This is a genomic window from Streptomyces sp. NPDC041200, assembly GCF_055591805.1.
This window is the reverse complement of record NZ_JBVIZF010000029.1, coordinates 61029-82198: the sequence shown is the minus strand read 5'-3', so window position 1 is coordinate 82198 and position 21170 is coordinate 61029. Positions and strand designations below refer to the sequence as shown.

Here is a 21170-nt window from a genome sequence, read left to right as displayed (position 1 = left end):
CTAACCCCTTTTCTCTTGCACCTTGTAGGCCATCGCCCGCGGGTAGTCGTGCCGGTGCAGGCGGACGCGGACCAGCAGTGGCCCCGCGTTGAGCGGGTCGGTGGGGTCGGCGAGGCGGGTCAGCAGCTCGTCCAGCTCGGAGGTGTGCGCGATGCTGATCCCGTTCACCGGGGTCTTCTTGCCGGAGAAGACCTCCGCGAGGCGGTCGTAGTGCCACGGGTGGAGGACGTTGTAGAAGTCCGCCTCCTCCGCGTCGCCCCCGGCGCCGGAGTCCCGGTCGGCGTAGTAGGACGGGCGCACCAGCATCTGCTCGATGCCGTAGAAGTGCCCGTTGTCCATGACGAACACCACCGACCGCAGCCCGAGCCTGGTGTGGGTGGAGATCTCCTGGCAGGTCTCCTGGAAGGCGCCGTCGCCGACGAACACCATCGGGCGGGCGTGCTCGCGCTCGGGGGCGAGCGCGGCGCCGGTGGCCGCGCCGACGGACCAGCCGATGGACAGCCAGCTGATCTGCGACAGGAACCCGCCCGCGGGCAGGCTCAGGTTCATCGAGCCGATGAGGGAGAACGCGGCGTCGGAGACGACCGTCCAGTCCGCTGGGGACTCGTGGCCCAGGAAGTGGTTGATCCGGTCGAACACGCCGTCGTAGGTGAGCCGTTCGGCGGAGCGGGAGCGCGAGCCGCCAGTGCGGAGGGCGGCGCGGTGGCTCTGGAGACTGGCGGGGCGGTCGGCGGACGCGCCATGGTGGGCGTGGGCCTCGGCGTAGTAATCGGCGGCCAGACCTCCCGACCCGAACCGCTTCACCAGCGCGTCCTGCAGGGCGGGCAGCAGCCGCTCGAGCTGGACGTCGGGGAAGTACCTGGTACCGACGCTGACGCCGCCCTGCGCGGCCATCACCCAGTCGGTGCCCACGCACTGATCCCCGCCGAGATTCTTCGACGTCGACCAGGCGCCGAGGCCGATCCGGCAGGTGGCCCAGTCCTTGAAGATACCGTGCACATCCGGGTGGCTGGCCGCGCCGTTGTAGACGCCGTGGAACTCCCGCAGTTCCTCGTCGACGACGGCCTTGGCACCGACGGTGGTGCAGAACGGCACTCCGGTGGCGTCCGTCAGGTCGGTGAGCTGATCGCCGAGGCGGAAGCGGTCGATCTCCTCGCCAGCCCACACGATCGGGCGGGACCTGCCGTCCGGGCCGGGGTGGTCCTCGATCAGGGTGAGGATGGCGTCCACCGCGTTGTCCAGCATGGTCTGGTTGCGGGTGCTGAACGGCCGCTCACGGCGGAGGATGGGCTGTTCGGCGACGGCGCAGGGCTCGTCCCACAGGTCCTCCATGACCTCCAGATAGACGGGCCTGCGCTCGGACAGGCAGGCGGTGAGCGCGGCGTCGATCTGGCCGGGGGCGAGGCCCGGATTGGAGATGACCTGCGCTTCCACGGTGACCTGCCGGTAGACGTCCAGGTTGCTCTCCCGGCGGGGGCTCATATGGGAGGTGAGCAGGCCGACGGCGCGGTAGTTCTGCCACTGCTCGTAGGGCGGGCAGGCGTTGATGGCGACGAGCGGGACGTGCTCGACGTAGGCGCCGCCGCAGGCGTTGAGGAGATTGAACGCGCCCACGCTGTAGGTGACCGCCGCCGCGCCGATGCCGTGGATACGGGCGTACGCGTCGGCGGCCTGGCCCGCGCCGCCCTCGGTGGGCGTGCCGACCCACTCGATGTCGCCCTCGGCCCGCAAGGTGGTGAGGAACGGGCCCAGGTGGTTGCCGGGGACGCCGAACAGATGGGTGACGCCCAGCTCGGCCAGGCGGCCGGCCAGATAGCGGGCGACCGTGCACTCGGGCGTGATCGCCGTCATGAGCGGCCCCCCGCGTTCGGGCCCGGAGTGGTGAGCCGCGGGGCCTGGTGGACGGCGGTGGCGGAGCGGATGGCGCTCTCCAGGGCGCCCTCGATCCAGGCGTGTTTGAGGGAGGTGTGCTCTCCGGCGAAGTGGACGGGGCCTTCGGGGCGGGAGACGTCCAAGTGGAAGCTGGTCATCTGGTGCGGGGTGTAGATGGCGGCCTCGCCGAAGGCGTACGGATCGCGGGCCCAGCTCTTGGTGGCGCCCCGGCCGGTGAAGAACACCTCGATGCGGCGGCCGTGCAGGGCCTGGAGGTTGCGCAGGGCGTAGACGTAGCGCTCGTCGCTCCGCATGGAGTCCCAGCGTGCGGCGTCGTCGGACCAGGAGTACGAGGCGAGCACCACGCCGCCCGTGCTGCCCTCGACCCGGTGCGAGGGGTAGTACATGAACCGGTTGGGGTTGTCGGTGGCGGAGCCCCCGCCGAAGCAGTGGGAGGCGGGGCGGGCGGCGGGGCCGCGCAGGGGCATGGTGCTGCCCAGCTTCCGCATGTCCTCGGTGACGCTGCTGTCCTTGACCGCGGCACCGAGCAGGCTGGCGATGCCCGCCTCGGCGAACGCGGGGGCGGGGGCGGTGTCGGCGCCCGGCTCGCCGCTCGTCTGGTAGTAGTCGTAGAGGCCGGGCGCGACGCTCTCCAGCTCGTTGCGCCAGTCGTCCTCGGTGAACTCCCACCACCGGTGGCTGAACTCCAGCAGCACCTTGGTGGCCTGGTCGTAATGGGTCTCGATGATGGCGCGGCGCTTCTTGTACGACATCGAGGGGACGATCTCCACGAAGCGCAGTGCGGAGAACGGGATGGTGACGATCGCCAGGTCCGCGGTCCACTGGCGCGGCGCGGCCTGCGGGTCGTCCTCGGGGACGGTGTGCACGGCCACGCCCCACCCGTCGGGTCCGACGGCGCAGGCGCCCTCGGGGGCGGCGTCGCGGCTCGGGTCGTGGTATTCGAGGCGGATCATGCGGTGACCGAGTTTCACCTCGTCGCGCAGGCCCTGGTGGAGGGCGTGGGGCAGGCGCCAGCTGCCGCCCTCTATCTCCCAATAGCGCACGCCGGGGTTGATGTCGCTGCGGCTCAGGAAGCTGTGGAAGAAGGAGAGGTGCAGCCGCGAGGACATGTTCTCCAGCGTGCCGACGGCCTCGATCGCCTCGTCGCTGAGCCCGCCGCACTCCCGCAGGAAGCCGCCCATGGAGTAGCCGTCGAAGTCACGGACGACCCGGGCCCAGCCCTCGACCCACTCGTCGAACGGCTTGTTGACACGCCGCCCGTCGACGATGTCGGAGTAGTAGTCGCGGACGGTCTCCAGCGCGTCGTCGACCATCTGCACGACGGGGGCGCGGACCTCGTCGTCGGTGAGGTGGAAGGCCTCGTTGATCCGCTCGGGGGCGGTGGCGTAGTCGGCACGCCGCACCTGCACCCGGTTGGCGCGGATCCAGGAATTGCCGCGCTTGCCGGGTTCCCGGAAGCCGGGGCTGTCCTCGCCGTAGGTCCAGGTCCGGCCGGTGAAGGAGGTGTACGTGACCGGGGGAACCGCGACGCCGGGTCCGCTGCCGGTGGAGGGGTCGATGTCCACGTTGTAGAACTGGCGGCGTGTGAGCCCGAGCTTGTCGACGAGGGCGAGGACGAGCGGGTGGAAGTCGGGCAGCCGCATGGCCCCGGCCTCGGCGTACTGGGCGGAGTCGTCGAAGGGCTGATGGTGCTTGGTGGCGCGGAAGGTCTTGATGCGTCCGCCGACACGGCTGGCGTTGGCTTCCAGGATGGTGACGTCGTGCCCCGCGTCCTTGAGCAGGCGTCCGGCGACGAGGCCGGTGATACCGGCGCCGATGATGAGGACCTTCTTACGGGGGTGCGGGGTCGGGCCGAGGCCGCCCGTATCGATCAGCGTGTCGAGGTAACTGAGCTTGAGGTCCTCGTCGTCCGGCCCGATCAGAAGAAGCTCGCGGGCGAGCTTGAGACACGTTTGCCAGCGCGCACGGGCTGCGGAGTTGCCGCGTGGAGTGTCGGTCATAGCCCGCGATCCTAGATATGAAGAAACGATTTACCGATTCTCCAAACAGGTAATGCGTTGGCAAAGTCCTAAAAATATCGAACACGCGGTTGGCGGAATTGCGAGCTTGCCGACTCTCGCAGGCGAGGGGCCAATGCTCCGCACGGGACGGAAGGGAGAGGGGGACGCAATCGCAGGCGCGCCGGGCGAGTTTGCCCGCCGGACCATCCAGTTCATCGAACTGGGCAGCGAATATCGACCGTCACACCAATGCGCACAGAAGTTCGGGAGCAGTATCGCTTTGGCGCATTCCCTGACGACCACCTTTGCGCTTACCCGGAATCGGATTCCTAAAGTCCGCAGTCGCCGTCCATGTCAGTCGGCCGCACTCGCCCCCACCGTGCTTTCGCGGGCCACCAGGCTGGGCTCGAGAGCCTTTGACGCCATCTCCCCTCCATTGATTCCCGCGAGCAGAAGGCTCATGGCCTCCGTTCCCATCTCACGCAGGGGCGATCTGACCGAACTCAACGGCAAGGGCAGTTCACCGGCCAGCGAGATGTCGTTGTATCCGATCACTGCGATGTCTCTGCCGGCGGTCATGCCCGCCGCCCGGAGCGTTCCGAGCGCGCCGATCGCGGCGAAGTCGTTGACCGCGAAGATGCCGGTAGGCGTCTCGCCGGGCGCATCGAGGATCTGCCGGCACGCGCGGTGCCCTCCGGTGACGTCGAATCGGGACGGGACGACGAGTTCGGGAACCAAGGGGTGGCCGGCTTCGCGATAGGCGTCGGCGAATCCGTGGACGCGGTCGAGCGCGGTGCTGGCGTACTGCTCACCGGCGATGACCGCGACCCTGCGGTGTCCCAGTTCCAGGAGGTGCCGCGCCGCAAGACGGCCGCCCGCGTAGTCGTCGCAGGTCACGCTCGGGTGATCCTGAGACCGCCTGCTGACCAGGACGAACGGCACCCGGCGCGCCTGGAGTTGCGCGATGACCTCGTCGTCGTCGATGCGCGCGTCGCCGAGCACGATCCCGTCGACGTGGCGGGCCAGCAGCATGTCGAGCTTGGAGGCGCGTTCGGCCTCGTCGTCGTTGGTGTTCGCCACGAACGTCTGGTATTCGCGGCGGCGCGCCTCCTCGTCGATGCCTTCGTAGATCGTCGCGAGCACGAGGTCGGTGAGGCGCGGCACGAGTACACCGGCCAGCGATGTGCGCTGCGTCCGCAGCCCGGCCGCGTGGAGGTTGCGGGAGAACCCCAGCTCCCCGGCGATCCTGCGAATGCGTTCGACCGTGTCGGCGGATCCGACGCGAACACCGCTCGACAGGGAGCTGGAGAGCGCGCGCGAGGCCGTCGAGGTGTGAACACCGGCAAGGGCGGCAACGGTCGCCAGAGTCGGCCGCCCGGCCTTGTCCAAATGCGGAAGATCACCCCTGGCTGGTCCGGACACGTATCCCCCTCCCCCTCCGAGCACGACCGCCGGAGAGATCTGCAACCGACCCCTTGCCACCCGAGTTGACCCCGGTTAGGTTAGCACAATCGATTGGCGCAAACGATTGGGCAAGTGTGCGGACCGTAGTCGTCATCACCACGGGCGGAACCATCGCCAGTACCTCGAACGAGGACGGCGCCAAGGTCGCGAGCGTCTCCGGCGCCACCCTGATATCCGGTCTCACCGCCGGACGGAGTGTGCCGGTTCGGGTCGTCGAAGCGATGAACCAGAACAGCTACGCCCTCGGCTTCGAGCAGATGGACGAGATCAACCGCCTGGTGAAGGAGGCACTGGCCGACATCGACACCTGCGGTGTGGTGGTGACACACGGCACCGACACGCTCGAGGAGTCGGCGATGCTGGTCGACCTCTGCCACGAGGACCCCCGGCCGGTCGTGTTCACCGGGGCCCAGTCGAGCCACGACGACCAGGCGGCCGATGGCCCGCGCAACCTTTCCGACGCGATCGCCACCGCGGCGTCCCCTCAGGCTCGTGATCTCGGAGTCCTGGTCTGTTTCGCCGGCCTACTGCACGCGGCACGAGGGACCCGCAAGGCGCACAACAGCACGCGGTCCGCGTTTCTCGACGCCGACCACGGCCCCCTGGGCACGGTCATCGACGACGGCCGCGTCCGCGTTCACACACAGCTGCGGCGGGCCGTGACCGGACTGCCACCCGAGGTGGCGATCGCCGGCACCCGGGTCGACATCGTCGCGATCTATCCTGGGAGCGATACGGCCGCCCTTGAGGCGGTTCTCGCCAGGGGCGCCCGAGGGATCGTCCTGGAGGCGACCGGCTACGGAAACGCGAACGCGGACATTGTCGCCGCGGTCGAACGCTGCACACGCGCCGGAGTGCACCTCGTCCTCTCGTCGCGCGTGGCGGCCGGCGTCATCACACCGGTGTACGGCGGCGGAGGCGGTGGCGTCGATCTGGTCGCCGCGGGCGCCATCGCCTCGGGCCACCTACGTCCCAGCCAGGCGCGGATCCTGCTCGCCGCGCTCATCGCGTCCGGGCGCACACGCGACCAGATCGTCTCCGCGTTCGCCGCCGAACCCGATCGGTCGGAAGCAGTACCCCCACCACAAGGAGTCCCTGCCATGACGGAAACCACCCGCTCGGCCACCCACCCGGCCGTGAGCCCGCTCCGCGTCGCCGCCGTCCAGTCCCACCCGCGGGTCGGACTGGAGAACAAGGCGAAGAACGTCGCGGCCACCATCGACCAGATCGAGGAGTGCGCCGGACACGGTGCCCGGCTGATCGTGCTGCCCGAGCTGGCCAGCACCGGCTACTCCTTCGACACCCGGGAAGAGGCCTACGCACACGCCGAGCCCGTCCCGGACGGCCCCACCTGCGCGAAGTGGGGAGAACTCGCCGCCAGGCTCGATGTCCACATCGCGGCCGGCATCGCAGAGAGCGACGGCGTCCACCTGTACGACTCGGCCGTCCTGATCGGCCCCGACGGGTTCATCGGCAGGTACCGCAAGTCCCATCTGTGGAACCGGGAAAAGCTGATCTTCACCCCTGGATCGTCCTACCCCGTCTTCGAGACCAGGATCGGGAGGATCGGCCTCCTCATCTGCTGGGACATCTGGTTCCCCGAGGTGGCCCGGATCCTCACCGCGCAGGGCGCCGACCTCATCTGCTCGGTGAACAACTGGGTGTGGACACCGCCGCCGCTGTTCGACGAAGCCGGCAACTGCATGGCCAGCTACCTCACGATGGGGGCCTCCCACGTCAACAGCGTCCCGATCATCGCCGCGAACCGCGTCGGTGAGGAACGCGGCGGAAAGTTCCTCGGCTGCTCGCTGATCACCGGAGTGAACGGCTGGCCGAGCGCGGGCATCGCCGATGCGGAGACGGAAGAGATCCTCTACGCCGACATGGACGTCGTCGCCTCCCGCTCCGCGGTCGTCTGGAGCGAACTCAACGACCTGCCCCGCGACCGCCGCGTCGACCTCTACGAACCGCTGCTCGGCTACACCGGCGGCACCCCAGCGGTTCGCTGAACCCACAGCGTCACAACGGACAGCGCTTCCCTGCCCGTTGAGCACCAGGCACCGAGCACCAGGCACCGAGCACCAGCAATTGAGCACCAGCGCACCCTTCAGGCGGGCACCACGATGACGACTCCGACCCACCGCCCCTCCCCGACCGACCTTCCGCACGCGACCGAGAACCGACCCGAACTGTCACTCCCCGGGCTCCTGCTCGGCGGAGCACTGACCGTGGGCGCCTTCATGGCCCTGGCTGCCGTCCTGACCGGGGTACCTGCCGGCCACCGCGCCCTGCCGGACTATCCGGCCTGGGTCTCGGCTGTCACCCACGAACCGGCCGCGCGGTTGCAGTGGGTCCTCGGTGACATCAGCGAACCACAGTTCTACAAGTCCTGGGTCGCCTCGCTCGGCCTGCTCGCGGGAGCCACCGTCGGCTGGTGGGCCCTGCGGGCGAAGAAGCGATGGGCCGGGGAGCCCATCGCCTATGGCACCGGACTGTGGCCGTGGATGCTCGGCGCGGCCGGTCTCAGCCTGGTGCTGTCCAACGCCCTGTTCGGCGGCAGCCTCGACAGCGGGTGGCAACCGACCTTCGTCCCCTTCGTGTGTGTCGCCACCTCCGTGATCCTGGTCTACGGCCGCGGTTGGACGAGACTGCTCACCGGCGCGATTCTCGGTGCGTTCACGACCCCGCTCGCCATGGTGCTCATCGACCATGTCACCGGGCCCCTCACGCTCCCGCCGGTCGTGGCGAACACCGCCTCCATGAGCATCGGTGCCGCGCTCGCCTTCCTGCTGTGCCGGGCACTGCCCTGGATGAGACGCCCCGCGCCCGAGTCCCAGGAGGAGACGGTCGCCGCCGAGAAGGCAGCCCCGACCCTTCTGAGTGACGCCAGATGGATGGTCCGCCGGATCATCACCGACTTCACCGAAACCCAGTTCTACGCCAACGAGTGGGCAAGCATCGGGCTGATCACCGGTGCGACCGTCACCACCGTGCTCAACCCGTCGTTCGCCTCCTACGGCACCGGACTGCTGCCCAGGATCATGCTCGCTCAGGCTCTCACCTCGGCCATCGGCATCGTCCTCTGGCGTCACCTCTACCGCGACGGAGGATGGGCACCCACCTACATCTCGGTCGTGTCCGTGGCGCCGGCCACGGTCTTGGCCTATGGAGACAGCGCCACGGCGCTCATCCTCGGTGCCGTGGGCGGGGCGGTGCTCTGCCCCGTCATCGCGCGCCCGATCTCCGCGGCGCTGCCCGACGACTTTCATCCGTTCATCGGCAACACCGTCTCCATGGCCATCGCGACCGCGGCGATCGTCCCCGCCATCGGGCAACTGGTCTGACGGTCAGCTGCCGCGCAGCACCGTGGTGGCCTTGTTTCCGGCGTAGTCCTCCAGGACCGCGACGACCTTGCTGGTGGAGCTGGACATCGTCACCGTCATCGCCGGGCGGGTGGTGCGGCCGCGGACGATGTACGGCTTGTTGCCGGAACCGTAGGTCGTAGCGAACGATTTCGGCTGGCCGTTCTCCAGGACGGTGAGGGTGTGCCAGTCGGCAAGGGAGGGGCGGGAGAAGGTGAAGGTGTTCCCCGAGACCTTCACGGCGGACGCCGGATAGGGGCTGATGTCGGCGTCGGCGAATGTGCCGCGCACACCGGTGGCTGTGCCGTCGGCGGTTTTCACGGTGAGGAGATATTCACCGCCGCTCACGGGTACGCCGGTGAGGGTCGCGCCCGGTCGGTCGCCCGGTACCGTCAGCTCCTTGGTGTAGGGCTTGGAGGTGTCGAGGCCGCGGACCTTCACCGTGACGGGCTGACCGGTCTGCCGCGGGGCCCATGTCGCCTTCAGGGTGCCGTCCGCAGCCGCCTTGGCGGTCACGTCGGACGGGGCGGTGGAGAGGTCGAACGACACGGTCGCGGGCTTGCTCCGGGTGCCGTCCGGGCCGACCGCGACGAGCTTGACCTTCCCCGAGGTGGCGGTGAAGCGCTTGGCGTAGAACACGTCGTCGTAGATGCCGCCGAGGTACGTGTCGTCGAGGTAGACGTCGTAGCGGCGCACCGTGTCGTAGTCGCTGCGCTGCCAGGACAGGAACAGCTCGTCACTGCCGGGCAACAGCTGGTCGATGCGCAGCTTCTTCGGCATCGCCGGGGTGCGGTCGACGCCGTCGTGCAGGGCCAGGGCGCCCACGTTGACCTGGTAGTTCTTGATCGGCTGGGCCCCCGCCGCGACGACTAGGCCGAGGGAGGCGACGCGCTGGCCCGCGTACTTCGACAGGTCGGCGGACGCGGTGGTCCAGCCGGTGGTGTGCTTGCCGGAGCCGGACAGCGGCACCTGGACCACCGTGCCCGGGTCGGAGGCCAGCACCAGCGCGAGCCGCAGCTGGGAGTCGTCGTCCGCCGAGGGCTTGTTGTAGGTGAGGTCGAGGGTGGACGCCGAGGTGACGCTCAGGTCGGTCTTGTAGAGGCGCACGGTGTTGTCGCTGTCGAGCGTGCCGCTGAGGGCCAGGGAGCTGCCCCCGTTGTAGGCGCCGACCGGCCGGTAGGAGAAGCGGTCGGCGGGTATGTACGCGGGGCCGTAGTCGAAGTCGGCCTTGAGGGGCGACTTCGCGGCGTCGATCCACCACTGCCAGGTCAGCGGGATGTCCTGGAGGTTGATGTTGCCCCACTCGGCGTCGTTGGAGAGCTTGCCGTCGCTCCAGGCCGACAGGCCGTGTCCGGTGTTGAAGGAGGTGGCGAACGTGGAGCCCTTGATGACGGAGCGCTCGGCGATGTACTTCGACATGCCCTTCCAGGTGCCCTCCGGTGTGGTGGCGCCCTGGGACGAGCCCGTCCACCAGCGGCGTTCCCGGTCGAACACGGCCGACTGGGCCTTGTCGTCGGTCTTGTCGGCGTAGTCGGAGGAGACGAAGTCGGCGCCGAGCGTGGCGATGGCGTTCATGGGGGCGCCATCGGCGCCGAGGTTGTTGGCGAGGTCGTATGGCTGGTCGAACTGGTACATCCCGGCCTCGACCCCGGCGAAGACACTCTTGCGCGGATCGAGGCCCAGACCCTTCGCGTACGTCTTCGACTTGGTGAGCTTGGACTTGTTCCACCAGTAGTTGAGGAAGATGGAGTCGGACACATCGCCCGCGGCCGCGTCCCGGACGAACGGGCCGTTCACCGCGTTGAACTCGTTCTGGTACGAGATCCTGCCGGTGGAGTTGTCGATGGAGTCGTACCACTGCACATACATGCCGCCGTCGCGCAGCTGCTGGAGGAACTTCTTGTAGGCCGGGATGTCGGCCGCGGCGACCGCCTCCTCCTGGTTGATGAAGTAGCCGTCGAAGCCGTAGTACTTGGCGACCTCGACGAGCTTCGCGGCGGCGGGGAAGCTGCCATCGGCGTTCCGCTGGAGCAGTTCGGTGTACGCCTGGTCGCCCCGGTCGTTGGGCGAGAAGAAGACGCAGCCCAGGGACCGTACGCCGTTGGCGTGGGCGGCGTTGGTGTAGCCGGGGTTGGGGAGGTTGACCGCCCCGAACTCGAACCACTTCTCCTTCCAGTCGAGGTCGGGGTCGTAGTAGTCCACGGGTACGCCCTCGGTGGGCATGCCGTGCCAGGACGCGTACACGTCGGCGTACTGCCAGTAGTTGAAGAGGTACTGGCTGAACTCGTTGGTGTACGGGTGGCTTTCGAAGAACGCGTTGCCGTAGTCGCCCGCGAGGGTCAGCGACTGGGTGTCGGCGGGGAGCGACGGCGTGCGCTGGGTGGCGGCGTTGGGGGCGATACGGGTCTGCAGGGGCACCTTGGCGCGCAGCAGCTCGGCGTCGGTGTCGTCCGCGGGATTCCATCGCAGCAGGTCGGTGGAGGAGTATCCGTGCTGGTAGGGCTGGTTGGCGCCGACGGCGCTCTCCCCCTCCCAGGGGAGGGTGTCGCTCGCCAGGGCGCTGCCCGCGCCCAGAGTCAGGGCCAGTGCCGCCGCCAGGACGCCGGTGCGGGCTCTTCTGGTTCGGGCTCTTCTGGTGCGGTGGTGTCGCTGCGGTCTCTGTCCTCGTGCCATGCCATGTCCTCGCTTTCGCAGAGCTTTCACTGAGGCGGGCGGATCGTGGTGCTCAGATCGCTCACGTACAGGTCGGTGCGGGCCCGTGCGGTGGCACCCTCGGCGAAGCAGCGCGCGGCGGGCAGCTCCCAGGTGACGGTGACGCTGCCGCGCGGCGGGGCGGTGACCCGGCGGAAGGCGAGGAGTTCCCGCCGCCGGGGCAGTGCCGCCCCGCCGGCGCGGTGGCCGAACAGGGGGACGATGACCTCGGCTTCGGCGGGAGCAGGGTTGGTGAGGCCGACTTCGACGCGTACGGATCGCCCGGACACGTCGGCGGTGAGGTGGTCGAAGGCGACGGCCCCGTAGCGCAGGCCGAACCCGAAGGGGAACAGCACCGGGTCCGGCGCGTCCCGGTAGACGCCGGCGGCCGGGTGGCGGTCGTTGTACCGCACGGGCACGGCCGCGCAGTGGCGGGGCGCGGTGAACGGCAGCAGGCCGACCGGTTCGTGGGCACCGAGGAGCACGCCGGTGATGGCCTCGGCGCCGTGCGGGCCGGGGTAGCCCGCCCACAGCAGGGCGTCGGCGTGGTCCGTGACGGTGGTGAGCACATGGGGTCGGCCCGCGATGACCACCGCCACGACGGGGCAGTCTGCCCGGGCGCGTACGGCGGTGACCAGGTCGTCCTGGCCTCCGGGCAGCGACACGTCCGCGAGGTCGACGCCCTCTCCTGCGGTGGCCACCACGGCGGGGCCCGCGACGGCACCGTTGTCGGCGAAGGTGTCGTCGTAGGCGCGGTGGCTGGTCCCGCCGAGGGCGAGGATCACGACGTCGGCACCGCGCAGATCGGCCGGGGAGGGCGGGCCCGGCGGGCACACGATCTCGGTGTGGGGGAGCGCCTCGCGCAGCGCGTGTTCCAGGGAGACGGCCGACGCTTCGGGGAGGGGCGGCACGTAGTCGCCCAGCAGCGCGGTGACGTCGTGGGCGTTGGGCCCGGCGAGCACCACCTTGGTGAGGGATCGCGGGGTCAGCGGCAGCAGGTGGTCCTCGTTGTGCAGCAGGACCAGGGACTGGCGGGCGAGGCGCCGGGACAGCTGGTCCGTCGTACGGAGGGCCGGTGCGAGGCGATCCCGCCCGGGTGCGGGTCGGCCCTGGACCGTTTCCGGCAGCAGGCCCAGGCGGTGTTTGAGGGTGAGTACGCGGCGGCAGGCGGCGTCGACCAGTTCGGCCACCCGCGCGTCCCGGGCCGCGCCGGATTCCAGCAGCGCGAAGGACTCGTCCCACAGCGAGAGGTCCACACCGGCCTCCAGGGCGGCCACGGCGGCGGCCTCCGGGCTTCCGGTCATCGTGGCCAGGCGGTCCACGGCCTGGCCGTCCGCCATGACGATGCCGTCGAAACCGCACTCGGTGCGGAGGAAGCCGGTGAGCAGCTCGCGGTTGGCGCAGCAGGGCACACCGTCGATGTCGTTGTACGCGGCCATGAAGCCCAGCGCCCCTGCCTCCACCGCCGCCCGGGCGCTCGGCAGATGCAGTTCGCGCAGGTCGCGGGGGCCGATGACGGCGGACTGGCCGTTGCGTCCACCGACCGCCTCGCCCTGGGCCGCCAGGTGCTTGAGCACGACGGCGACGCCGCCGCCCCCGCCCTGGTAGCCGCCCTGCATCCCGGTTACCACGGCGCGGGTGAGTTCGGCGGCCAGCAGCGGGTCTTCCCCGAAGCACTCCTCCGCCCTCCCCCAGCGCGGGTCGCGCAGGAGGTCCAGCGCCGAGACGAGCGCCAGATGCACCCCGCTCGCCGCCAGTTCGGCGGCGACGGCCGCGGCCGCCTCCGTCAGCAGGTCCGGATCCCATCCCGCGGCGACGGCCAGGTTCGTGGGCAGCAGCGTCCCGCCGAGGGCCTGGTGGCCGTGGGGTGCCTCTTCCGAGAGGAGCACCCCGACGCGGTGGCGGCTGCCGCGCGCCACTTCCTCCTGGACCAGGGCGGCGACCTCGGCGCGCTCCTCGGGCCGGATGCCGTCGCGCCACGAGCGGCCCGACCAGGCGTCGGCGCGGAAGAGCCCGTACAGGGCCCCGAGACCGCCCCAGCGGTCGATCTCGGCGCGGGCCCGGCGGGTGAGCCGGAAGCCGCCCCGGGGAGCGCGTTCGACGGCCTGCCAGCCGTAGAGGCGCTGATTGAGCTGGCCGACCTTCTCCCGTGGGGTCAGCTCGGCGAGGAGGCGTTCGACGGGGGCGGGTGTGTGTTCAGTGTTCGGCATGGGTGTGCGTCCTGCTCAGTACCTCGGCGTCGCTGACCGAGCTGTAGTAGGTGCGTCCGGTCGGCTCGGCGTGGACGAGGGAGGTGATGCCGCGAGCGCTCAGCGCGCCCGGGTCGGCGGCGGCCGCGGACGTGACGAGGGTGGGGCGCGCTCCGGCGCGGGCGCGCCGCATCCAGGTCTCGAACACCCCACCGCCCGGGGACAGTTCGGCGCGGGAGCCGGGGACGTCCTGGCCGTCGACCGGGACCACGACGGCCTCGTGCCGGGGCGCGGGGCGTGGCCGTTCGCGGAGTTCCGCGGCGAGTGCGGCGAAGCGGTGGCCGATCGGCTTCACCGTGCCTTCGGCGCCGATCAGGCCGAGGCTGTGTTCGAGGTCCGGGAAGTCTCCGAGGCGGCGGTCCACATCGTGCGAGCACCACCAGGTGATGCCCCACAGCGCTTCGCTGTCGGCCGCCGCCCGTACCGTCTGTTCGCAGAAGTCGGGCACCTGGTCCTCGGTGAGGTGGTTGAGCGGGGCGCCGACCTCCTGGAGCCACACCGGGCGGGCGGGGTCGGTGGCGAAGGCGCGGGACAGCTCGATGAGGTAGGCGGCGTGGTGGACGCTCTCGTGGGACATGGCGCCGTAGCCCTGCGCCGTGCCGTTGAAGATCCACGAGTGGACGACGCTCATGTGGCCGTGGCGGCTGGAGTGGGCCGGGACGAACGCGTGGCCGTCGGCGTACCAGACGGCGTCGTACTCGGCGTTGAGCCGGAAGTGGCGGGGGTCGCGCGGCCCGCTGCCGTGCAGGGCGTCGAGCCAGCCGGTCACCTGGTGGGGGGTGGCGGGCATCGGGGTGGGGTGCACCGTCGAGGTGAACTGGTTGACCTCGTTGCCCAGGGTCAGCCCGAGGAAGGTGGGCACGTCGTGCAGGTGCTCGTCGAAGGCCTCCACCAGCCGGGCCTGGGCGGCGACGGCGTCGGGGTCGCTGAACATGCTGCGCCGGTGCCAGTCCGTCAGCCAGCTGGGTACGAAGTCGAAGCCGGACAGATGGCCCTGGAGGACATCGACACTGGCGTCGAGACCGGCCTCGCCCGCGATTTCCACGACCTCGCGGATGTCCCGCAGGGCGCGAGGGCGGATCAGGGTGCGGTTCGGCTGCACGACGGGCCACAGGGGCAGGACGCGTACGTGGTCGATGCCCAGGCCCGCCAGGGATCTCATGTCACGGCGGGTGGCCTCGCGGTCCGGGGCCAGCCAGGAGTAGAACCAGTCCTTCGACGGGGTGTAGTTGACTCCAAACCTCAGCATCTCAACCTTTCAGGCCGCCGGCTTCCAGCCCGCGGAAGAAGTGGCGCTGCAGGACGGCGAAGAACGCCACGATGGGCACGAGGGCGATGATGGTCCCGGCGGCGATGAGGCGCGGATCGTCGTAGAAGGTGCCGCGCAGCCGGTTCAGGCCGACGGTGAGGGTGTAGTTCTGTTCGTCGGACAGGACGATGAGGGGCCAGAGGAAGTCGTTCCACGAGCCGACGAAGGCGAAGATCGCCACGACCGCGATCACGCCCTTGACCTGGGGAACGGAAATGCGGATGAAGCGCTGCCAGGCGTTGGCGCCGTCGACGATGGCTGCCTCTTCCAGCTCTTTGGGGAGGTTGCGGAAGGCGTTGCGCATGAGCAGCACGTTCAGCGCCGCCACCAGGGTCGGGAGGGCGACGCCGACCAGCGTGTTCACCAGCCCGGTGGCCCTGACGGTGAGGAATTGCGCGATGAGGACGGTCTCGGAGGGGACCAGCAGGGCGGCGACGCAGATCGCGGTCGCCACGCCCCGGCCGCGGAAGCGCAGTTTCCCGAGCGCGTATCCGGCGCAGGTGGCGCCGACCACGTTGCCGACCACGGCCATGGCGGCCACGGCCAGGGAGTTCAGCAGATAGCGCGGTACGGGAACGCGGTCGAGCACGGTGGCGAAGTGGTCGAGCGTGGGGTGGTCGGGGATCAGCTCGGGCGGCCGTGTGTACAGCGGTTCACCGGCGCCCTTGAGGGACAGCGACAGCTGCCACACCAGGGGCCCCGCCAGGAGTACGGCCATGAGCACGAGGATCAGGTAGCGCGCCACGGAGCCGGGAGACGTCCCGCGCCGCCGGGCGGCGGCCGTCGGGCGCGTGCGCGCGGCGGGCTGAGCCATCAGGAACTCCTCTTGCGCTGCAGGGCGAGTTGCGCGAGCAGCAGCCCGCCGAGGATCACGAACATGAAGAGGCTGATCGCGCCCGCGTACCCGGTTCGCGCCTGCAGCCCGGTGCCCTCCCGCTGGATCAGCATCGTCATCGTGAGATCGCCCCCGCCCACTCCCCCGGTGCCGCCGGTGAGGACGTAGACCTCGCCGAACACGCGGAAGGCCGCCACCGAGGACAGCACGGCGATGAGTGTCATCGTGGACCGCACACCGGGGACCGTGACGGCCAGGAAGCCGCGCACCGCTCCGGCGCCGTCCATCGCCGCCGCGTCGTACAGACTCTGGTCGATGGTGGCCAGGGCCGCCAGGTAGATGACCATGTAGTAGCCGAGGCCGGTCCACACCGTGACGAACATGGCGCTGAAGAGCAGCAGCCACCGGTCGGTGAGGAAGGGCACGGGCTCGGCCACCACGTCGAGCGTGGAGAACGTGGCGTTGACCAGTCCGCGCTTGTCGAGCATGTTCGTCCAGATCAGGCCGACGACCACGGGCGACATGACGACGGGCAGATACATGGTGGTGCGGAAGAAACCGGTCAGCCGTCCCGCGCTGCTCACCAGGGTGGCGAGGATGAGCGGGAGGACCACCATGCAGGGCACCACGCACACGGTGTAGAGCGTGGAGTTCAGCAGGGCGGTGGTGAAGCGTTCGTCGGCGAACATTCGGCGGAAGTTGTCCCAGCCGACGAACTCGCCCTGCCGCAGCAGGGTCGAGTCCGTGAACGACAGCCCCAGGGTGTTCGCGAACGGCACCATCACCATCAGCACGATGACGGTCAGCGCCGGCAGCAGGAACAGCCACGGGGTCAGGCTCCAGCGGTGTGTGGCCAGGACGGAGCCCGCGCGGCGGGCCCGGGGCGCGGCGCGCTTCAGGGACGTACGGCGCTGAACGGAGAGGGTCACTTGTCCGCTCTCAGGCGCTCGTTGGAGTACCGGACGGAGGCGTCCAGCGCCGCCTTCACGGACTTCTTGCCCAGCAGTGCCTGGGCGATCTGCTCCCGCAGCGTGTTGCTGTCGGCCGAGCCGGAGAACGCGGGCGGCCACCACACGACCGCCTTGCGCACCTGGGCGGCGCTCTCCCGCCGCACCTTGGTGGCCGGGGTTCCGTCGTCCTGGGTGAAGTACGCGTCGTCCAGCGTCCCGGCGGACGAGGGGAAGACGGACGCCTTCTTCGCGAAGCCGAGCTGGTTGGCGGAGTTCGTGACGTACGTGGCGAAGGCGGTGGCCAGGGACTGGTTCTTGCTCGCGGCGTTGACCACCAGGGATTCGAGGTACATGTTGGGGGCGCTGTCGCTGATGCGCGGCCCGATGCCCAGGTTCTTGTAGACGGCGGGCGCGGTGGCCTTCAGGTCGTCCAGGGTGTACGAGCTGCCGGGGAGGTACGCCAGGCGGCCCGCCTTGAACTCCTCCACCTCCTTGGTCTGGAGGTTGTTCAGCGCTTCTTCGCCGATGCCCTTCTTGGCGTAGAGCTTGCGGAACCGCTCCACGTACTCGACACCCTTGGCGTTGTTGTAGGTGAACTGCTCCCCGCGCGCGTCCATGAGCGGCACGCCGTACTCGCCGAAGGTCTCGATGGCGGGCATCCGGGCGATCATCATGGTGTCCGAGCACTTCTCGGCCATGGTTTCCGCCTGGTCGAACAGCTCGTCGTAGGTGGCGGGCAGCTTGCCGGGGTTCAGTCCGCACTTCTTGAAGAGGGACTTGTTGAAGAAGGACGGTCCGGTGTTCAGGTACCACGGGTAGCCGTAGGTGCCGCCGTCCAGGCCCTCGAAGGTCATGGCCTCCCACGCCTTTTCGGCGTATGTGCCCTTGGCCTTCGGGTCGGCCTTGTTCAGGTCGAGCAGGACGCCCGCCTTGGCCAGGGTGTACGCGGATTCCGGCCCCATGTCGACCACGTCGGGGAGGGACCCGGCCGCGGCGTCGGCCGACAGCTTGTCCTGGTAGCCCTCCGCGGGCTGGTCGACCCACTTGATGTCGGTGCCCGGGTGGGCCTTCTCGAACGAGGCGATGAGGTCGTTGAAGTACGAGGTGAACTTGTCGTTCTTCAGGTTCCAGGTCTGGAAGGTGATCTTGCCGGACACCTTTCCGTCCGACTTCTTCGTCGTCTCGCCGCCGCCCATGACGCAGGCGGACAGCATCAGCGATCCAGCAGCGAGTCCCGCGATGAGCGCCGACCGTCTTCCCGCTGGCGTCATTCGTCTTCTCCTCATCTGAGGTGTGTTCCAGGGGTGATCCGCAGCGTCGCCACCTGGAAGGGGCCGAGGTTCAGGACCGCGCCGTCGGCGGGACGGCGCGCACCGGACGGTGTCCGGGGCAGGGCGGTGGGCAGGTCGTCCTCGGGCGCGAGTTCGCGTTCCAGCAGGTCGGTCTCGTGTACGAGGGCGCCCGCGCCAAGGTCCGCACAGGGGCGGAGCAGGGCCGTGGCCCGGCTCCCCCGCGTTTCGTAGACCCGCACGACGAGGTCTCCCGAACCGTCGTCGGCGAGTTTGATCCAGTCGACGATCGCGTGGCCTTGCGACAACTCGACGCCCGCCAGGGGTTCCAGTGGCGGGATCGGCGCGATGTCGGGAGCGTTGAACACGGCGGCGGCCTCGACCGTGGCGGGAACATCCGCGCCGGGGAGCAGGGCCCAGCGGAAGTGGTGGGTCCCGGTGTCGGCGTCGGGGTCGGGGAAGCGGCTGCCCCGCAGCAGCGACAGCCGGACCACGGTGGCGTCGTGATCGGCGCGCGCGTCGGCGCCGTACATGGTGTCGTTGAGGATGGCGAGTCCGTACGCGTCGTCCGCCACCTGGATGTACCGGTGCATGGCGGCTTCGAACATCGCGTCCTGCTCCGCCGTGTTCACCAGGAGCGGCCGCTCGACGTATCCGTACTGCGTCTCGAACCGTGCCGTGCGCGCCATGATGTGGACCGGCAGAGCCACCTTGAGCAGCCGCTCACGCTCCTGCCAGTCGACCGCGCACTCCGTCTCGAAGCGGCCGGTGCCCGCCCTCAGCCACATCGTCAGCGTGACCGTCGACGCGCCGAACCGCCGGACGACCTCGACACCGGCGTCGGGTCCGTCTTGGACCACCGTGCGGCTGGTGACATCGTCGACGACCTCGAAGGTGCGCAGGGTGTGGCGGTCCACGTCCCAGGCGTCCCATCGCACCGGCTCGTCGCGGAAGAGCTGCAGTACGCCCGTACGCCCGCCCGGCGGCACCACCTCGCGACCGCCGCGCAGGTCGCGCAGCGAGGTGACGTGGCCTTCGGCGTCGACGACGACCCGCAGCAGACCGTCGTCCAGAACGGTGGCGCCCGCTTCGCCACCGGTGACGCGCACGGGATCGGGCTTCGTGTCGGCAGCGGGTACGAACGGAGGCAGCAGCCCCGCCGTCCCGCCCTCTGCCGGAGCGCCCAGGGCCTTGGCCGCCTGCTCGATGAGTTCGCGCAGACGGGACTCGATCGCCTGGTAGGTGTCGCGGGCCTCGCGGTGCACCCAGCTGATCGAGGTGCCCGGCAGGATGTCGTGGAACTGGTGCAGAAGCACACCGCGCCAGATCTCGTCGAGGCTCTCCCCCGGGTAGGGCGCGCCCCGCAGGAGCGTGGCCGCAGCGCTGACGTACTCGGCCGCCCGGAGCAGCGATTCGCACCGCCGGTTGTGGCGCTTCATCGCCACTTGGGAGGTCAGGGTGCCCCGGTGCAGCTCCAAGTACAGCTCGCCTCGGTGGACGGGCGCCAGTGGCTTCGCCACCGACTCCACCTCGCGCAGCTCCGCCTCGGCGTCCTCGAAGAACTCCGCCGGAGTGCGGGACACCACGCGTGGCGCGCCCTCCAGGTCGGCGAAGCGGCGCAGCCGCTCGGCCATCTCCCGGGTGGGGCCACCACCGCCGTCGCCGTAGCCGTAGGGAAGCAGCGAGTGGGAGGCGATCGCCTTGTCCTGGAAGGTGGTGACGGCGTGGCGCAATTCGCGGGCGGTGACCTCGGCGGCGTAGGTCTCCGCGGGCGGGAAGTGGGTGAAGACCCGCGTGCCGTCGATGCCTTCCCACCAGAAGGAGTGGTGCGGGAAGGTCGTGGTGTCATTCCAGGAGATCTTCTGCGTCAGGAACCAGCGGGCACCGGCCCGGCGGGCCAGCTGCGGCAGCGCTCCCGAGTAGCCGAACGAGTCGGGCAGCCACACCTCGCGCGGCTCGATACCGAAGCGGCTGAGGAAGTACCGCTTGCCGTAGGTGAGTTGGCGCACCATGGACTCGCCGGTGGGTATGACACCGTCCGGCTCCACCCACATGCCGCCGACGGGTATCAGCCGCCCCCCATCGACATGGTGGCGCAGCCGCGCGAAGAGTTCGGGATAGTGGTCTTCGAGCCACGCGAAGTGCTGCGCCGCCGACATGGTGTAGACGAGGTCCGGATGGGCGTCCAGCAGGGCGAGGGCGTTGGAGACGGTCCGGGCGAGTTTGCGCACCGTCTCGCGCAGTGGCCATAGCCACGCCGAGTCCATGTGCGCGTGGCCGACCGCGGTGATCCGGTGGGCGGAGGCGTGTGCGGGGGCGGCGAGCAGTGGCGCGAGGTGGGCGCGTGCCCGGCGGGCAGTGGCTTCGGCGTCCGCCGCGTCGTAGGTGTCGAGGGCGCGCTCGATGCCGTAGAGCAGTCGCCAGTGGCGCGGCTCGTCCTCGGTGAGTTCGGCGGCCAGGCCGCCGAGGACGTCCAGGTCGGACAGGAAGGCGTGCACCTCCGGCGCGAACACGGCGGTCTCCGCGCGGCGTAGCCGGAACTGGTCGAAGGGTTCCCGTGCGCCTTTCTCCCCGTGTTCGGTGGCGACGAAGGGCGGCAGGCCCAGCAGCAGGGGGTTCGCCGCGGCCTCGACGTAGAGGGTGAAGCGCCCGTCAGGGCCGAGCAGCCCGGAACCCGTGTCCTCGCCGCGGAGCCGGATCGCCGTCTGCCGTGGGTGGAGGCCTTTGACGATGGTGCCGTCCGGTGTGAAGACCAGGCCTTCGCAGTGTCCGCCGACGGAGTGGTCGAACCAGCCCAGATCGAGGAGCAGATCGACCGGTCCGGGCGGTGTCCGGGGCTCGACCCGGCCGCTGACGCGGAACCAGGTCGTGGACCACGCGGGCCCCCACGCCTCGCCCAGGGCGAAGGGACGGTAGTCGGGGCGGCCGCGCCGCGGCTCCGCCATCAGCCCGAGCGCGTGGCGGGGGCTCACCGGTTCGCCGTCGTCCCCGACCGTCCATGCTTCGATCGCGACGCCTTTGAGGCGGCTGTGGACCCGGGGAACGACGCGCTCCCGACGTACCCGGTCCAGCCGCTCAAGTGTCCTGCTGAAGTGACGGTGCATGTGTGGTCCTCACCGCAGAGAGAG

At 69.9% G+C, this 21170-nt stretch carries 12 protein-coding genes; 2 read left to right on the top strand and 10 right to left on the bottom strand.

Annotated elements, in window-relative coordinates:
- The 3 genes from ACZ6CL_RS34880 to ACZ6CL_RS34870 form a co-directional block, all read right to left on the bottom strand.
- The gene (locus ACZ6CL_RS34880) at positions 1-1851 is read right to left on the bottom strand and encodes a thiamine pyrophosphate-binding protein (protein ID WP_468943423.1); all 1851 of its coding nucleotides are present in this window, start codon (positions 1849-1851) and stop codon (positions 1-3) included.
- Positions 1848-3893, bottom strand: a complete 2046-nt coding sequence (locus tag ACZ6CL_RS34875) for a flavin monoamine oxidase family protein (protein ID WP_468943422.1) — start codon at positions 3891-3893, stop codon at positions 1848-1850. Before ACZ6CL_RS34875 ends, ACZ6CL_RS34880 begins: the two co-directional genes overlap by 4 nt.
- A 354-nt stretch (positions 3894-4247) precedes the next feature.
- Complete coding sequence (locus ACZ6CL_RS34870; protein WP_468943420.1) at positions 4248-5282, bottom strand: LacI family DNA-binding transcriptional regulator; 1035 nt, start codon at positions 5280-5282, stop codon at positions 4248-4250.
- 149 nt (positions 5283-5431) lie between these two features.
- Here ACZ6CL_RS34870 and ACZ6CL_RS34865 point away from each other — a divergent pair, with 149 nt between their 5' ends.
- Both ACZ6CL_RS34865 and ACZ6CL_RS34860 read left to right on the top strand, forming a co-directional pair.
- Positions 5432-7366: a nitrilase-related carbon-nitrogen hydrolase gene (locus tag ACZ6CL_RS34865; RefSeq protein ID WP_468943418.1), complete on the top strand. Its 1935-nt coding sequence runs from the start codon at positions 5432-5434 to the stop codon at positions 7364-7366.
- Positions 7367-7480: 114 nt separating this feature from the next.
- Positions 7481-8701, top strand: coding sequence for a hypothetical protein (locus ACZ6CL_RS34860; RefSeq protein ID WP_468943415.1), 1221 nt, complete (start codon positions 7481-7483; stop codon positions 8699-8701).
- A gap of 3 nt (positions 8702-8704) precedes the next feature.
- On the opposite strand, the gene ACZ6CL_RS34855 is transcribed toward ACZ6CL_RS34860, so the two are convergent.
- Genes ACZ6CL_RS34855 through ACZ6CL_RS34825 form a run of 7 tightly spaced genes read right to left on the bottom strand, consistent with a single transcriptional unit; the run spans position 8705 to position 21146 of the window.
- Positions 8705-11392: an endo-beta-N-acetylglucosaminidase gene (locus tag ACZ6CL_RS34855; RefSeq protein WP_468943413.1), complete on the bottom strand. Its 2688-nt coding sequence runs from the start codon at positions 11390-11392 to the stop codon at positions 8705-8707.
- A gap of 26 nt (positions 11393-11418) precedes the next feature.
- Positions 11419-13620 (bottom strand): glycoside hydrolase family 3 N-terminal domain-containing protein, encoded by a 2202-nt coding sequence (locus ACZ6CL_RS34850; RefSeq protein ID WP_468943410.1) that lies wholly within the window; start codon positions 13618-13620, stop codon positions 11419-11421.
- Positions 13607-14908, bottom strand: a complete 1302-nt coding sequence (locus ACZ6CL_RS34845; RefSeq protein WP_468943407.1) for a glycoside hydrolase 5 family protein — start codon at positions 14906-14908, stop codon at positions 13607-13609. The genes ACZ6CL_RS34850 and ACZ6CL_RS34845 overlap by 14 nt, the downstream gene beginning before the upstream one ends.
- A 1-nt stretch (position 14909) precedes the next feature.
- Positions 14910-15782, bottom strand: a complete 873-nt coding sequence (locus ACZ6CL_RS34840; RefSeq protein WP_468943404.1) for a carbohydrate ABC transporter permease — start codon at positions 15780-15782, stop codon at positions 14910-14912.
- On the bottom strand, positions 15782-16732 hold the full coding sequence (locus ACZ6CL_RS34835) for a carbohydrate ABC transporter permease (protein ID WP_468943403.1): 951 nt from the start codon (positions 16730-16732) through the stop codon (positions 15782-15784). Before ACZ6CL_RS34835 ends, ACZ6CL_RS34840 begins: the two co-directional genes overlap by 1 nt.
- Entirely contained in the window at positions 16729-18024 is a 1296-nt protein-coding gene (locus ACZ6CL_RS34830; protein WP_468943401.1) for an ABC transporter substrate-binding protein, read from the bottom strand. The genes ACZ6CL_RS34835 and ACZ6CL_RS34830 overlap by 4 nt, the downstream gene beginning before the upstream one ends.
- Before the next feature lie 11 nt (positions 18025-18035).
- A complete protein-coding gene (locus ACZ6CL_RS34825) occupies positions 18036-21146 on the bottom strand; it encodes an alpha-mannosidase (RefSeq protein WP_468943399.1) in 3111 nt (1036 codons plus the stop codon).
- Positions 21147-21170: the final 24 nt, after the last annotated feature.